The organism is Salinivirga sp., from assembly GCF_055145285.1.
In genome coordinates this window covers 162,942-178,073 of sequence record NZ_JBSRDC010000062.1, presented here as the reverse complement: position 1 = coordinate 178,073, position 15,132 = coordinate 162,942, and the positions used below count along the sequence as shown (strand labels likewise).

The 15,132-nt window shown below is 40.7% G+C and carries 9 protein-coding genes; 7 read left to right on the top strand and 2 right to left on the bottom strand.

What is annotated here, in order from left to right; genetic code table 11:
• Positions 1-6: 6 nt before the first annotated feature.
• The gene (locus tag ACTB0Y_RS13270) at positions 7-648 is read left to right on the top strand and encodes a MarC family protein (RefSeq protein ID WP_463207312.1); all 642 of its coding nucleotides are present in this window, start codon (positions 7-9) and stop codon (positions 646-648) included.
• 471 nt (positions 649-1,119) lie between these two features.
• Here ACTB0Y_RS13270 and ACTB0Y_RS13265 read toward each other — a convergent pair whose 3' ends face one another.
• Together ACTB0Y_RS13265 and ACTB0Y_RS13260 are read right to left on the bottom strand one after the other, a co-directional pair.
• A complete protein-coding gene (locus ACTB0Y_RS13265) occupies positions 1,120-3,831 on the bottom strand; it encodes a T9SS type A sorting domain-containing protein (RefSeq protein WP_463207311.1) in 2,712 nt (903 codons plus the stop codon).
• Between the two features lie 154 nt (positions 3,832-3,985).
• Positions 3,986-7,900 (bottom strand): choice-of-anchor J domain-containing protein, encoded by a 3,915-nt coding sequence (locus tag ACTB0Y_RS13260; RefSeq protein ID WP_463207310.1) that lies wholly within the window; start codon positions 7,898-7,900, stop codon positions 3,986-3,988.
• Between the two features lie 307 nt (positions 7,901-8,207).
• Here ACTB0Y_RS13260 and queG point away from each other — a divergent pair, with 307 nt between their 5' ends.
• From queG to ACTB0Y_RS13230, 6 genes are all read left to right on the top strand, one after another.
• Positions 8,208-9,137, top strand: coding sequence for a tRNA epoxyqueuosine(34) reductase QueG (gene queG / locus ACTB0Y_RS13255; protein WP_463207309.1), 930 nt, complete (start codon positions 8,208-8,210; stop codon positions 9,135-9,137).
• Positions 9,134-10,933 (top strand): carboxypeptidase-like regulatory domain-containing protein, encoded by a 1,800-nt coding sequence (locus ACTB0Y_RS13250; RefSeq protein WP_463207308.1) that lies wholly within the window; start codon positions 9,134-9,136, stop codon positions 10,931-10,933. Before queG ends, ACTB0Y_RS13250 begins: the two co-directional genes overlap by 4 nt.
• A 601-nt stretch (positions 10,934-11,534) precedes the next feature.
• Positions 11,535-12,443, top strand: coding sequence for an aspartate carbamoyltransferase (pyrB, locus tag ACTB0Y_RS13245; protein WP_463207307.1), 909 nt, complete (start codon positions 11,535-11,537; stop codon positions 12,441-12,443).
• A 13-nt stretch (positions 12,444-12,456) separates the two neighbouring features.
• Complete coding sequence (gene pyrI, locus ACTB0Y_RS13240; protein WP_463207306.1) at positions 12,457-12,912, top strand: aspartate carbamoyltransferase regulatory subunit; 456 nt, start codon at positions 12,457-12,459, stop codon at positions 12,910-12,912.
• Positions 12,913-13,418: 506 nt separating this feature from the next.
• Complete coding sequence (locus ACTB0Y_RS13235) at positions 13,419-13,898, top strand: PaaI family thioesterase (RefSeq protein ID WP_463207305.1); 480 nt, start codon at positions 13,419-13,421, stop codon at positions 13,896-13,898.
• 35 nt (positions 13,899-13,933) lie between these two features.
• Entirely contained in the window at positions 13,934-15,130 is a 1,197-nt protein-coding gene (locus ACTB0Y_RS13230) for an FprA family A-type flavoprotein (protein WP_463207304.1), read from the top strand.
• The last annotated feature ends 2 nt before the right edge of the window (positions 15,131-15,132 follow it).

Genomic DNA, 15,132 nt, shown 5'->3' with positions numbered 1-15,132 from the left:
TATCCCATGAGTGCTTATGAGTTTGCACTGATTGTACTGACATCATTCTTTACGCTGATCAACCTGCTGGCCCTTATGCCGGTATTTATGAGCATGACCGCCAATATGTCGCACAAACAGCGACATTATACAGCACTAAAGGCAACACTCATTTCACTGGCCATGTTAATGGTTTTTGCTTTTGGAGGTCAGTTTATCTTTCAATTCTTTTCCATTTCAATTGATAGTTTAAGAATTGTTGGCGGCGTGATATTCTTTTATGTGGGTTTCGACATGCTGCAAGCACGCTTTTCACGAATAAAATCGTCGGGAGAAACCCAAACCCAGTTTTCAAACGACATTGCCATTACCCCATTGGCCATACCTATGATTTGCGGTCCAGGCTCCATTACTAATGGTATTGTGCTGATGGAAGACGCCACATCATTTGGTTATAAAATGATTTTAATTGGTGGGTTGACACTCATTATGCTCATAACCTATATCATTTTACTATCATCGTCAAAATTGGTTAAGCTAATGGGCGATATGGGCATAAAAGTCATGATGCGACTCATGGGACTCATTGTAATGGTGATAGCCGTAGAATTCTTTTTTGCCGGTTTAAAACCTATTGTTTTGGATATTATAGAAGCAGCCGGGAAATAATAAAGCTACCCACGAAATCAAATACGATTTATTGATTGCAGAAAGCCATAGTTTTCCGGGCTGAAGCCCTGAAGGAATTTGTTGGTTGGTGATTCCACGCCATAAATGACGTGGTAACTTAGGGAATCCAGGTAAGGCTGGTAAGTCAATGCACTAAACAGTATAGCTGATCAAGCAGTCGCTTTGGGTAATGGTGTAATCTCAGTCCAACGAGATGATTTGCCCTGCCATTTATGGCGGGGGCTAAAAGGTTTTAGTTAGCATAAGACTTTAGTCAGAAAATTTGTTAAAATAGCTTTCCGGGCTGAAAAACTGAAAGTTGTGGGGTTGGTGATTTTACCTCATAAATGGCGTGGTTAATCAGGGAATTCACTCAGGCTTAATTGATTTCTATTTTCAGTCACTGGATTTGGAAACCACAAAAAAAGCCGCCGGAAACCGGCGGCTTTAATATCATCTATTTGGAGTGAATTATTGAACGATAATACGTTTTGTGGCTACTTTATTCTCAGAAGCGACTCTGATAAAGTATACGCCTGACGCATTATTAGATAAATCAAGGATGCTATGTCCGTTAACTTTTACTGTATTAATAGTTTGTCCAATAGCGTTGATAACAGAAACCTCAGTGTTTCCATCAACCTCGATATGCAATATGCCATTTGTCGGGTTTGGATAAATATTGAACTCTAAAGCTTCGGCTGTATTATCAATACCTACACCTTCAGCCCAAACATCATCTAAAACAACTGCAGTGTCAGCCACTGTGAAGGTACGGTTGTCGCCGCCTTCCCATTCGCCGCCATTCCAGCCGGCACCGTTGAAGTACTTATATTCATAGTCTCCATTTATAAGATCCATCTCTAAAGTATAGATAGAATCTTCATCCGCATCGTCCATGAACATAGCTTCATCCGTACCAGGGCCCATCCATCCATTCATGCTTCCTGCAACAATTAGGGTATCCATTGCAGGATCAAAATCGCCATCCACAATTGCATCACTCATATCAACATTAAATGTAACAGCATAGAGCGCATTTAATGTAACCGTTTCAGAAACAGCCGCTCCTGCTACAGTAATTGTATCTGAGGCTTCAGCATAGCCATCCATCGTCACTGTATAAATATATTCGCCATCAAAAAGTTCAATTGTAGCAACTCCTGAAGCATCGGTCGTCAGGTCTGTACCATTGATGTTGATGTTGGCACCTTCGATTGGGTCTGCACCGTCATCTACGTTGAAAGTCACTAAATAACCAGCACCACTAAGAGCACCTGGAATAAGAATATCGTCAACAGCCCATCCATAACCCCATGCTCCATCATCATTATAATGGAAAGCAATCTGAACAGCAGGCTCATTTGCATAGGCACTTAAGTCTACTGTTTCGGTTTTCCATGCTGAATTATCAGGAGTCAGAACTTGTACATCTGTCCAATTTGCGCCATCTGTTGAAGCCTTTATTGTGAAAATGTCATTGTTGCTATATGATTCAAATTGTACAAAAGGAGCATCAACTCCAGTAAAATCAACAAAAGGCGTAATCATCCATACATCCGACATGTCTCCGTTACATGCATCGTCGTTGGCATATGCATACGTAGAATGAGCAGGAATAGAAAAATAACTACTACTTCCATCGGTACCAGTCATCCAACCGCAATCACCGTCAATTAATGTAAAGCTATCTGGCATACCTGCTTCAAAATCATAAACTAAAACATCACCGATGGTTTCTGTATTTGACATTCCAGATACTCCAACACCTGTTGCATTAGAAGGAATCACTTCATATGAGTAGTTTCCTGCACTAGTAATTGTTTCTGTGAAAGTTAATTCTGTTTGATCATCAGATACAAGTGTATCGTCAGGGTATCTTACAACATCGTATGTTAAGCCAGTTCCACTGAAATAAGCACCGTTAGCACCTTCAGTCGGGGCTTCCCATGTTACAGTGGCATCCATATCAGTAACAGCTAATACGATATTACCTGGAGCTGCCGGTATATCTTCACCAACAAAGGTAGAAGTTGTAGCTGGTATCCCTGCACCTGAAGCGTTAGTTCCAACCACTTTAAATGTATGCATTCCACCGGCAGGGGCAGTTGCTGTATAAGTTTCAGCACCACCTATGGTAGGTGAAGCATTGGTGTAAATGGGTGTAGGATCATCATTAAGGTATACGTCGATACTGGTAAGATCAGTTAGTGGGTCACCATTTACATCCACATCAGGATTTGTCCAGGCAAGGTCTACCGTAAGGGCACCGCCTGCATCGGGTGTAGCTGTAAAAGCTGTTGGTTCACCAGGAGCTGTTGGATCGGCTGTTACGGCTAATTCATATCCAAAAACTAAATTCGGGTCTTGTTGTAATGAGCCGGCCAGAATAAACAAGCCTCCGGCCTCATAAGTACAGGCACCACCACTAAGAGCAGCAGCATCAGCTCCGGGCACATCTGCAACTGCATCATGTACGGTTCCTGTCAATGTTAAGGTATTGATGTCAAATTCAGCAAAAACTGCATCGCTTGGTGATCCTGGTTGAGTCGCTATCCACAATTTTGGATTTGCAGGATCTGTCCAGTTATCATAAGCTGAACCATAGGCGCTTGTCACATCAGGAGTCTCAGAGTTAGCCACCAGTGAATTTCCTGACATATCAATAGCTGCCAGCTCGGCCCAGTTTCCTACCCAGAAACCACCAGCTCCTCCGTCAAGAGTTGGGTCATAAGCAATATGACGAACTCCGGTGATGCCAGTTGCAGCGTCAACAGTAATGGTACCTATGGATGCTTCATTATCAAGGTCCATGATTTGAATTGTCATTGTAGCATCTGACCCATAGAAATAACCTGTTGATTCTACATAAGCAAGGTCTCTGATGGAGCTTACACCTGTGATGGTGAAAGTTACAGGATTTGCGCCATCCATATCATACCGATGAAAATTACCAGCATTCCAGGTAGTGGTATAAAAATATGTTCCGTTTGTTTCTATACCGGGTGAGGCTGCTTCTACAGCATCAAAAGTAAACAGCACATCCCATTGTGCTTTTGCACTCACTTCAATTTGTGTTGGTGCTAAAGGGGTTTTGTCCAAACTTGTTGACTGTTTCTGCGCATTAGCTGCAAAAATAAAAAACAGCATGCTAATGGCTAGCGTAAATAATTTGTGTCTCATAACAATTTTAACTTTTGGTTAACAATATTTAAATTTCACTCTCGTAGACAAATATATAACTTTTTTTTTCTTTGCAAACAATAATCAAAAACTTTATAATAAAAAAAAAGCCGCCGGAAACCCAGCGGCTTTAATTTTATCTGTTAAGAGTGAATTATTGAACGATAATACGTTTTGTGGCTACTTTATTCTCAGAAGCGACTCTGATGAAGTATACGCCTGACGCATTATTAGACAGATCAAGCGTACTATGTCCATTAATCTTAACGGTATTAACAACCTGACCGATAGCATTAATAATTGTTACCTGATTGGTTCCATCTATTTCAATATGTAATACCCCTTTTGTTGGGTTTGGATAAATATTGAACTCTAAAGCTTCGGCTGTATTATCAATACCTACACCTTCAGCCCAAACATCATCTAAAACAACTGCAGCTCCGGCAACTGTGAACATACGGTTATCGCCGCCTTCCCATTCGCCACCGTTCCAGCCGGCACCGTTGAAGTACTTGTATTCATAGTCACCATCAGTAAGCTGCATCGTTAGGGTATAAATGGAATCTTCGTCCATATCATGCATAAACATAGTTGTGTCCATACCTGGTTCCATCCATCCATTCATGCTTCCTGCGGCAATTACGGTATCCGTTGCAGGATCAAAATCGCCATCCACAATTGCATCACCCATATCAACATTAAATGTAACAGGATATATGGACTGGAATGCAACATCATCTACATAGTATGCAGCTGTTCCAGTTGCTCCACCATTATACAGGTTCAAAGCACCAAGTTGGTTTGTGCCAGCACCACCACCGGCTACTGTGCTGAATTGCCATGTATGAATAATAGCTCCGTCCAACTTAAGTGTAATTTCATCATTATCTAAGTCGATGTAATGCTCAACGGTATGCCATGCATCAAGATCAAAGTCAAATGCAATTGTTTGACCATCAGCATTTAGTTCGCCGGTGCCATCACTATTCATATAAGCTTCAAAAGCCCACTCAGTAAGTGTAATATGCTGAATATTCCAGTAAGCACTGCTATCTGTTCCAACATAAATATCAAAAGCCACGTGGTATTTGCCAGAAGTCGAATCTCCAAATGGAAGTACCATATCATTCGAACCTGAAATCAACATTGAATTGACACCACTGGAAGCATGTACTGTAGAAACAACTGCATCTTCAGCTGTACCAGGTGCTTCTGACCATGTGGTCCATGCAATAGAGTTATCAGCTACATAGTCACCTTCGGCGTAAGCCTCAAAGTCGTCCATAAATGGGAATGGTATTGGTGTAATGAACTCTAAATTTACAGTTTCATTACCACCAGCCACTGTAACAGTACCAGTAATATCATCAAAACCGGTGAGTGAAACCGTGTATGGATAATCTCCATCCATAAGTCCAATGTAGGCCATGCCGTCAACATCTGTCGTCAGATCCTGTCCATCAATGCTAATTGTTGCACCTTCTGCAGGATTTCCATCTTGCATTACATTGAAAGTTACCAAATATTCATTGGCCCAAACATCGTTAAGCGTAACAGGAGCACCAGCTACTGTAAAGGAACGGTTATCGGCGCCTTCCCATTCGCCACCGCTCCATCCTGCACCATTGAAATACTTGTACTCATAGGTACCGTCTGCAAGCTCCATACTTAATGTATAGATACCGTCTTGATCCGGGTCTTCCATGAACATTGAAGGATCAGTTCCTGGTTCAGCCCAGGTATTCATATCACCAGCAAGAATTACTGTATCATTAGCGGGATCGAATTCACCCATCAGGATAGGCTTATTCATATCTACATTGAACGTAACAACCGGGGCCAATTGTGGTCCAACAACGTGGTCAATGGCATATAAAGTGCTATAACTTCCGTCACCGGTAACTTGTGCTCTGAAACCAATATGATAGGCTCCTGCGGGTATTGCACTTAGATCATAAGAATAAAGCTCCATTCCACCTGTTACGGGTATATCAACTGCGATATCTGTCCATGTAACACCATCGGCTGAATAAACAAGATCTAATTGATGCGCTCCTATGCCTGCATTACCAAGTGCCGCGTAAAAATGGAACATCTCATTGGTTCCGGTTATCGCAACTTTTGGTGTAGCAAGGATTACGCTATCGCGTGTACTTGCATCTGGTACGGAGGTACCGGCTACTGTAGTTCCTTCATAAGCTCCTACAAATGGATCGGCCCACTGGAACCAAATACTACCAGTATCTGCTACCCAACCATCTGGCGGGAATGCAGCTTCAAATCCCTCATAGAGCCATCCATCGCCAACTACAACGCCTTCAATAGACTTGATGTCGTTTCCTGTAGCATCATCAGCCGGAACGGCTACTTCAAATACATGGTGTCCTGCTGTGGCTGTCCATGTAAATTCAACCATTTCAGTTTGGCTATAAGCTAAAGTTCCAATATTAGCTGTAGCTGCTGGAGCTCCATCAACATTTAATGTAACTTCAGTCCCTGTTTGCTCAGTAGTACCAAAATTTTGTACTTCGGCCATTAAGGTTATTACATCGCCGTCCATTACAAAATCATTGGGGTATGAAACAGAAACAATTCCAAGGTCATTGGCCTGAACATTTGTCATCATAGGTCCCATAACGTTATCAATTCCAACCCAGGCTGTATAACCTGCAAGATCAAAGGTGGAAGTAACCTCAAAGGCAAAATAATAATCACCATTAGGAATGGCGCTGAGGTCAACTACAACTCTTTGAAGCGCCTCTCCTGCTGCTAAATCAAGAGTATCGCCAACATCAGTCCATGTTGTACCATCAGCGGAATATTTAACAACAATTTTTGAGCTACCATATCCACCTGTATTATTACCACCTATTACGTCATAACTCAGTTCAGTAACTGAACCGTCAAGTGTAAGTTGAGGAGTAACCAGTGTATCCATTGTTGTATTGATATCTCCCTGTACATAGGTAAAATATCCATCCATTGGTCCAAACCAGGTGTTGTCATCTCCCAATTCCCATGTAAAATCGTTTGGTCCGGCAGATGTTGCCCAACCAGTAGGTACCGCCATGCCAGCGCTGAAATTTTCTAATAATTGTCCGGCATAAATTACATTAACCGGATCTACCATAAGTGTATCATTGGCATTGTTTTCATCCACACCAGCATTGGGAGCTTCAGTCCAAACCTTCAATGTGTGCGCACCAACTGGAAAATCAAAAGTACCCAGTGTTACTTCTTCAGATGCTCCATAGGCCAGATCACCTGTCCAACTAAATGGTGTTTGGGCTGTTCCATTAACTTCCCAGGCTAATGTAGCCTCTGTTAAGTTGTTTACACCATAATTAGAAATCTCAACTGTAACATCTTTAACTCCTGCAATAACTGGATTTTGTGGTGCAACAAAAGCTGAAACACCAGCATCAAGTTCGGGTTCATAAACCGAGACATCATCAACCAACCAATACCAACTATAATCGCCAGTCCAGTGAAATTTCACTAGTACTTCTGTTTGGCCAGCTGCAATACTTGAAATATCGTACATTGCTAATTCAGCATTGTCGGTATCCGAAGCATCCCATCCTTCTAATGAAGTCCATGTGGTACCATTATCACCACTTACAAGAACTTCTGCTGCTCCACCCCAACCTGAATTAAAATAATGCTCAAAAGAAAGCATCACCAATGTGTTTGTAGAACAATCAATAGGTGGTGTGATCAAATCACAATCTTCAGCACCACCGCCAGAGCCATAAAAATCACTATCAAATGCGGCAAAACCATTGGCACTTGATGTTGAATTTAATGTTTGTGCTCCTGGGTTGTCAAAACGCCAGATTTCACCTGCTCCGGCATTATCAACAATTTGCCAGCCAGTAGGTAAGGTGTCAGAGGCAAAATCCTCTGAAAAAACAACGGCCTTCGATGCTAAAACATTGTTTTGTTTGACAATACTTTTAGCCGGCTGCCATGTTTTCTTTCCATTATCCGGTACTTTGAACTTTTGCGCATCAGCTGCAAAAATAAAAAACAGCATGCTAATGGCAAGTGTAAAAATTTTTTGTCTCATAATAATTTTAACTTTTGGTTAATAATTTTGAAAATTCACTCTCACCTGTAAATTTAATTTTTTTTTGCTTCCAATCAAAAATAAGCATGACAAAAATCAGTTATCTAAATCCCTTCGATACGTTAAAAAACTACAAAACAAGGAATTAAATAATAAAACAAATATCGGTCACACCTGTTAATCATTTGTTAAACATCCGTGCTTAAAAGGATAACACAGAGCATACTGATAAAAACAAAATTGTTTTGCGCGTTTTAATCTACCGGTTTATAAAACTCACGCTTATATTTTTTCATTATTTTCGCATATGATCCGAATCGAAAAACACGGAAAAACCATCAAGCAAAAAGCACTGGAACTGGGCTTCTATACTGTAGGGTTCAGTGATTTAACCCAACCAAACCGGGAGCTTGAAAAGTTTTATGATACCTGGCTGGAAAAAGATTTTCATGGTGAGATGCACTACCTGAAAAAACATGCAGCACAACGGTTTAAACCCGATTTGTTGGTTCAAAATGCAAAATCGGCCATAGTAGTGCTGGCACCATACAACCACGGCAAGCCACAACTAACAAGCAAATACAAAATTTCGCGCTATGCGGTAGGGCTGGATTACCATTACGTGGTTAAACAAAAACTAAGCGATTTACTGGCATTTTTGAAAACACTCGATCCTGCAATTGAAGGACGCGCTTTTACAGATACAGCCCCGGTGCCCGAACGATACCTCGCTGCCAAAGCCGGGCTGGGCTTTATCGGCAAAAACGGCATGTTGATTAATCCCGAAATTGGTTCGTATGTTTTTATTGGAGAGCTCTACATTAATGCCACACTCGAATACGATAAACCACTGGAAGGGTACAGCTGTGGCGAGTGCACCCGCTGCCTGCAAGCCTGCCCCAACAATGCAATTGTAGCACCGGGAGAGGTCGACAGCCGCAGGTGCATATCTTATAAAACCATTGAGCATAAAAGTGAATTTGAGCAGCCCGAAAACCTCTCCGGACACATTTTCGGTTGTGACATTTGCCAAAACGTGTGTCCTTACAATAAAAACGCTCCGGTAAATGGCTGGCAGGAATTTCGTGTTAAACCAGAAATAGCCGGCATGGCCACAGAAGATTGGGAGGCTTTGGGTAGTAGCGCTTTCAAAAAGCAGTTTAGTGATACAGTGCTATTCCGCACAGGCTTGAGAAGGCTCAGAAGAAATATGAAACAAATAACAAAAACGCAATGAAACAGCAACTCTTCTTAATACTAATATTTATTTTACCTGTCTATTTGTACGGACAATCAGCAGGTAAGAAAGGATTGAAGGCGAAAGTTATCAATCAGCAAACCGGTAAACCTTTAATTTATGCCAACATTTATAACCTAAACACTGATAATGGTACACTTTCAGACCACAATGGTTTTTTTAGTCTTCCCCAATACAATCCTGGCGACAGTGTAAAAATATCATATATTGGCTTTTATGACACTACATTAAGTAATAAAGATGTTTCTTATGAAACAATAGCACTGAGGCCCAAGGTAGAATTACTCAGTGAAGTACTTGTTTTTGCTGATAGTGATTATCTATACAGTTTGTTGGCAAAAATCAGAAGGAATTACATGTTCTCGAATGCAATAGAATTACCATCTAAGGTCAGGTCCGGTAAAACATATTATCAATTAGAAACTTATTGCAAAGGGCAAAGGACAGAACTGCTTGAGGCATATTACAACGGAGAATTTTCGCCATATGAGATAGATAAATTACACATCAAAAAAGGGAGAGCCGGAATAAAACCATTAGATTCTAATATTTATATTACCTCTGAAACATCCAAAACATTTTACTTGCATAAACTTTTCTATAAAAATGAGCATTTTCCCATAAATCCGCTTCAGCTTAATAAAAGAAAACTAAAAAAACACTACTCCCTCAAACTAACAAACGCATTTAACGAACAGAAAAATAAAATCTTACAAATTAAATTTATCCCAAAAGAACACCCTGCTAAATACTTCACAGGCACCGTTTGGGTGGATATTAAGAATCTTTTTGTAAAAAAAATCAAGTTAAACGCAATTAAGACAAATAGGCATCCCTTTCTTGCATTTGGAAATATAAAGGAAATCAGCCAGGTTGATATGTCAATTACAAAAACTTTTCAATTAACAGAGAATGAAGTTTATGTAAAATCTATTGACTTTAATTACGACCTCCAATGTAACTATAAGCATAAAAAAACAAGGAAATATAGTACAAGAGCTGTAATTCAGGCTTATAATTATTATGAACAATTTAATTTACCTTTCTTTGAATTCTCAAAATCATTACATCAGGATTACCGCAATATCAGCGCTTTACCTTACGATACTACTTTTTGGGAACAAACAAAAGAATTCGCGATGCATATGAATAGTGAAGCGAAACGGGAATTTATAGAGCAGCATTCCATCCAGATCAAAAGACCTCCACTAAAAACCTTATCGCCCAAATCCAGTATCCATGACTTTTTTTACAGACCGTGGCAAACAAAAAGATTATCTTTTAAAGATATGACCAGGTACAATCCGGACCAACGAGCAATTATCAAGAAAAACGGGCTGGAACACCCAACTACGAATTACTTCCTCAACACAAAACTATATCTGGATTATGTCTTAATGAACGATTCTGTTTGGTTTACAACAAAAACACTAATAGATCCGGTTGGTACATTTGATGAGCATGAATTGACGCGTGAAACAAAGGCTTTCATTAATATGTATTTTGACCTACTGGAGATAACAAGACGGGACCTTATCGAAGACCTAAAGTCAATAAAGCATCCTGACATTAATAAAATTACACAACTGTACAACAAGCATTTAACACTGCACAATAAAACAATTAAAAAATTCATTTCCGATGTGCATCATGGTGAAACATATGATGCTATGCGGTTATGGAACAGGGTTATCCTGGAAAAGACAGGAGTAAACAATATTGAAAAATATAAACTTTTTGAATCATTAGAAAAAGAAATATTATACAAGGAATAAAGAACCGGAAAAGCAAAGATTATTGCTAATGAAACCTCCATGACAAGGCTTTTGACACACTTCGCCTTCGCATAGCTTCATCGGAGCAAGGCTGCGCCTTTGCGAAGCTTTCGCTTCCCTTCGGTCGCCATAGGCTTGCCGCAGGTGAAACGCTATAGCTTCAGCGAACGCGGACAGCGGAGCAAGGCTGCGCCTTCGCATAGCTTCGGCGGAGCAAGGCACGACCATGATTATTTGGAAGAATGCAGTTAAAGTTTTGTTTGTGAGTTAAAAAGAGGTTCCCCCGCCTTCTGCGGGGCAGGCTATCCGATAGTTATCGGATGACAAATAAAATCAAAATTATAAACGGATGAAACAACCCTTTATTCATTAATTTATTAGATAAAACACAGGACAATTGATAGTAAAAAAATAATGGGGAAAGACTACAAATTTACGAAAAACAAAGTTGATATCCTATATTGACTCGTGAAATATCTTGCCTTAATTTTACCTGATTTTTGTGCTTAAAAAAAGCCAATACAACACAGACCTTAGTAACGTTACATAAGATGACTGCGAACCTTAAATTGCTATTGAAAACGTAAACAAAACAAATCCTATGAAGAACAAAAGCCTGATTTCAATCACCGATTATTCCAAAGCGGAATATCTCAGGTTAATTGAAATTGCCGAAGAATTTGAGCAAAATCCAAAACAGCAATTATTAGAAGGGGTCGTTATCGCGTCCCTTTTTTTTGAGCCTTCTACGCGCACACGACTAAGCTTCGAAAGCGCCATCAACCGACTGGGAGGTAGAATAGTAGGCTTCACAGACGCCTCTTCTTCCAGTGTAAAAAAGGGCGAATCGCTCAAAGACACCATTCTTACGGTGAGCAACTACAGTGACCTTATTGTAATGCGCCATCCGCTTGAAGGAAGTTCCCGTTTTGCCAGCGAAATTGCCCCTGTACCAGTGGTTAATGCCGGTGATGGCGCCAACCAGCATCCAACCCAGTGCATGCTGGACCTTTACAGTATAAAAAAGACGCAGGGCACCCTCGACAACCTCAATGTAGCGCTGGTAGGCGACCTGAAATACGGACGCACGGTTCACTCATTAATGATGGCCATGTCGAATTTCAACACCACTTTTAACTTCATCTCACCCGATGAACTGCGTATGCCCGACACTTACAAAAAGTACCTTGATGAGCAAGATATCAAGTATTTCGAGCACGACAACCTGGAGGAAGCCATCCCACACGCGGACATCATTTACATGACCCGCGTTCAGCGGGAACGTTTCTCCGACCCTATTGAATACGAAAAGGTTAAAAACACGTATGTGTTGCGCAATTCAATGCTGGAGGAAACCAAAGGTAATACGCGTATTCTGCACCCACTGCCCCGCGTAAACGAAATTCACGAAGATGTGGACAGCAACCCAAAAGCATACTATTTTGAGCAGGCACTCAACGGTGTTTACATGCGTCAGGCGATAATTTCTTCAATTCTCGGACTTAAATAAAACGCTAAAAACTATGAAAGATACAACACTCAGCGTAAGCGCAATAAAGGAAGGTACAGTAATCGACCACATACCAGCAGGCAGCCTGTTCGATGTGCTTTCGATATTGAAATTAGAGGAATTCGATAGTCAAATCACTTTTGGAACCAACCTAAAAAGTGAAAGGTACGGTAAAAAAGCCATTATTAAACTCGAAAGTAAGTTTTTTAAAGACGATGAAATCAACCGTATTGCCCTTGTGGCGCCGGAAGCCAAACTAAACATTATTAGAGATTACCATGTGGTTGAGAAAAAAGTAGTGGGACTACCCGACGAAGTAGAAGGTATCGCTAAATGTATGAATCCCAAATGCGTTACTAACCAGGAAAATATCGTCACCAAATTCACAGTAATCGATAAAAAACATGTGGATTTGAAATGTCACTATTGCGAAAAAGTAACCGATAAACCAAATCTGGAAATCATATAGAAGCGCTTTGGTGCATAAGACTGAATTTGTTTGAGGCTGAAGCGAATTGCTGAATTATTCTATTCTGCAACAGCCATCAGGAACTTGAGTGGTTTTTTAATTTTCGCAACCTGCAATGATTCCAATTTTGTGGATGGGAAAATTCAGCTTAAAAGTTTAAACGCAAAAAACACAACACATCAACGGCTATTAGTATGCATTGAGAATTGAAACCTGGAATTTCCTCAAGCATTCATCGGTCTGAAAGGGCGGCAGAATTTAACCCACGGGCAACGTCTTGGGTTAGCGCACCCAAAGCATAAGTCGCCGCGTTTGGCAGAAATTACATCCAGGAACAAAATCATCGGCGAAAATATATGCCGGTGCAAAATCAAAATTGCCCGGCAGCTGCCTTCAGGGAATGGAAAAGGTACGTACAGGCATTTAATCAGTCGGAGGAGAATCATTAAGTTTTTGAATTTTCATTAGATTTGAAATCTGTATCTCATCAATTTAACCAAACTTCTATGATTAAACTCAACAACCCCTATGCAAAACTAGAAGGCTATAACTGTTTTGGTTGTGCGCCGGAGAATGAGGAAGGCCTTAAACTAACCTTTTATGAAGATGGAGAAGAAATCGTTACTGAATGGCAGCCCACCAAGCAGTATGAAGGTTTCTATCAGGTGCTCCATGGAGGCATACAGGCCACATTAATGGATGAAATTGCCAACTGGGTAGTAGTAGTAAAAACCAATACTTCGGGTATGACAATTGAGATGACCACACAATACCATAAACCTGTAATGATTGAAGACGGCCACCCTGTTACGATACGTGCCAGATTGACAGAAAAAAACCGAAAAAAAGCTCATATTCATGCTCAAATTTTTAATTTTGCCGGCGATTTATGTTCAGAAGGCAAAGTGGTGTATTATTTGTTTCCTCCACAAGTAGCGGCCAAAAAGCTATATTATCCGGGCCGTGATGCTTTTTATGAAAAGTGAAACATTATAGATAAAAAATAGTAAATTATAGTGGCATGAAGCACGTAAAACTCTCAGATGATATTTATTACCTTGGCGTTAATGACCGCCGTACAAATTTATTTGAAAATGCATGGCCATTGCCAAATGGCGTAGCCTACAATTCGTACCTCATTGTAGATGAAAAAGTGGCGCTAATAGACACCGTTGAATACGGTCATATGGAAGATTTTTTGCTCAAAATTGAAGAAATTCTCGGGCAAACTCCCATTGACTACCTGGTTGTAAACCATATGGAGCCAGACCACAGTGGTGCCATTAAACAAATTGTAAACCAGTACCCCGACATAGAAATTGTGGGCAACAAAAAAACCTTTCCCATGCTGGAGGGCTTTTTCGGCATTGAGGAAGGTAAAAAAGAGGTGACCGAAGGCGATACGCTTAAACTTGGAAAACACGAACTGAGTTTTTACATGGCCCCGATGGTGCACTGGCCAGAGACAATGGTCACCTATGAAAGCACCACCAAAACACTGTTTTCAGCCGATGCATTTGGCAGTTTTGGTACCCTCGATGGTGGTGTGTTCGATGATGAACTCAATTTAGACTTTTACCACGATGAACTGCGCAGGTACTACAGCAACATTGTAGGAAAATACGGCAACCAAACCCAAAAAGCACTTGCCAAACTCAGTACGCTGGACATTAAACAAATTGCTGCCACACACGGTCCCGTATGGCGTTGCCACATCGACTACATCATGGATAAATACCAGAAATGGTCGAAATATGAGGCAGAAGAAGACGGTGTGGTAATCGTTTTTGGATCTATGTACGGCAATACCGAAAAAATGGCCGACCATATTGCCCGTAAACTTTCAGAAGAAGGCATTAAGAACATTCGAATATACGATGCATCAAAAACCCATGCATCCTACATAATAAGTGACATTTGGAAATACAATGGTTTGATTATCGGCAGTGCTGCGTACAACGGTGGTATTTTTCCACCTGTTGGCTCGCTACTCGATAAACTCAAAAACATGTACATTAAGAATCGGCATTTGGGTATTTTCGGCAACTCCTCATGGGGTGGCGGAGGCCATCGCACGCTGCAAAAATGGGCAGAAGAGCTAAAACTTGAGCCGCTAGGACCTAAAGCAGAAGCACGATGTGCACCAAATAACGACGAGTTGGCCCTTTGTGAAGAAATTGCCACAGAAGTAGCCAATGCAATAAAAAACCAGAATTAAAA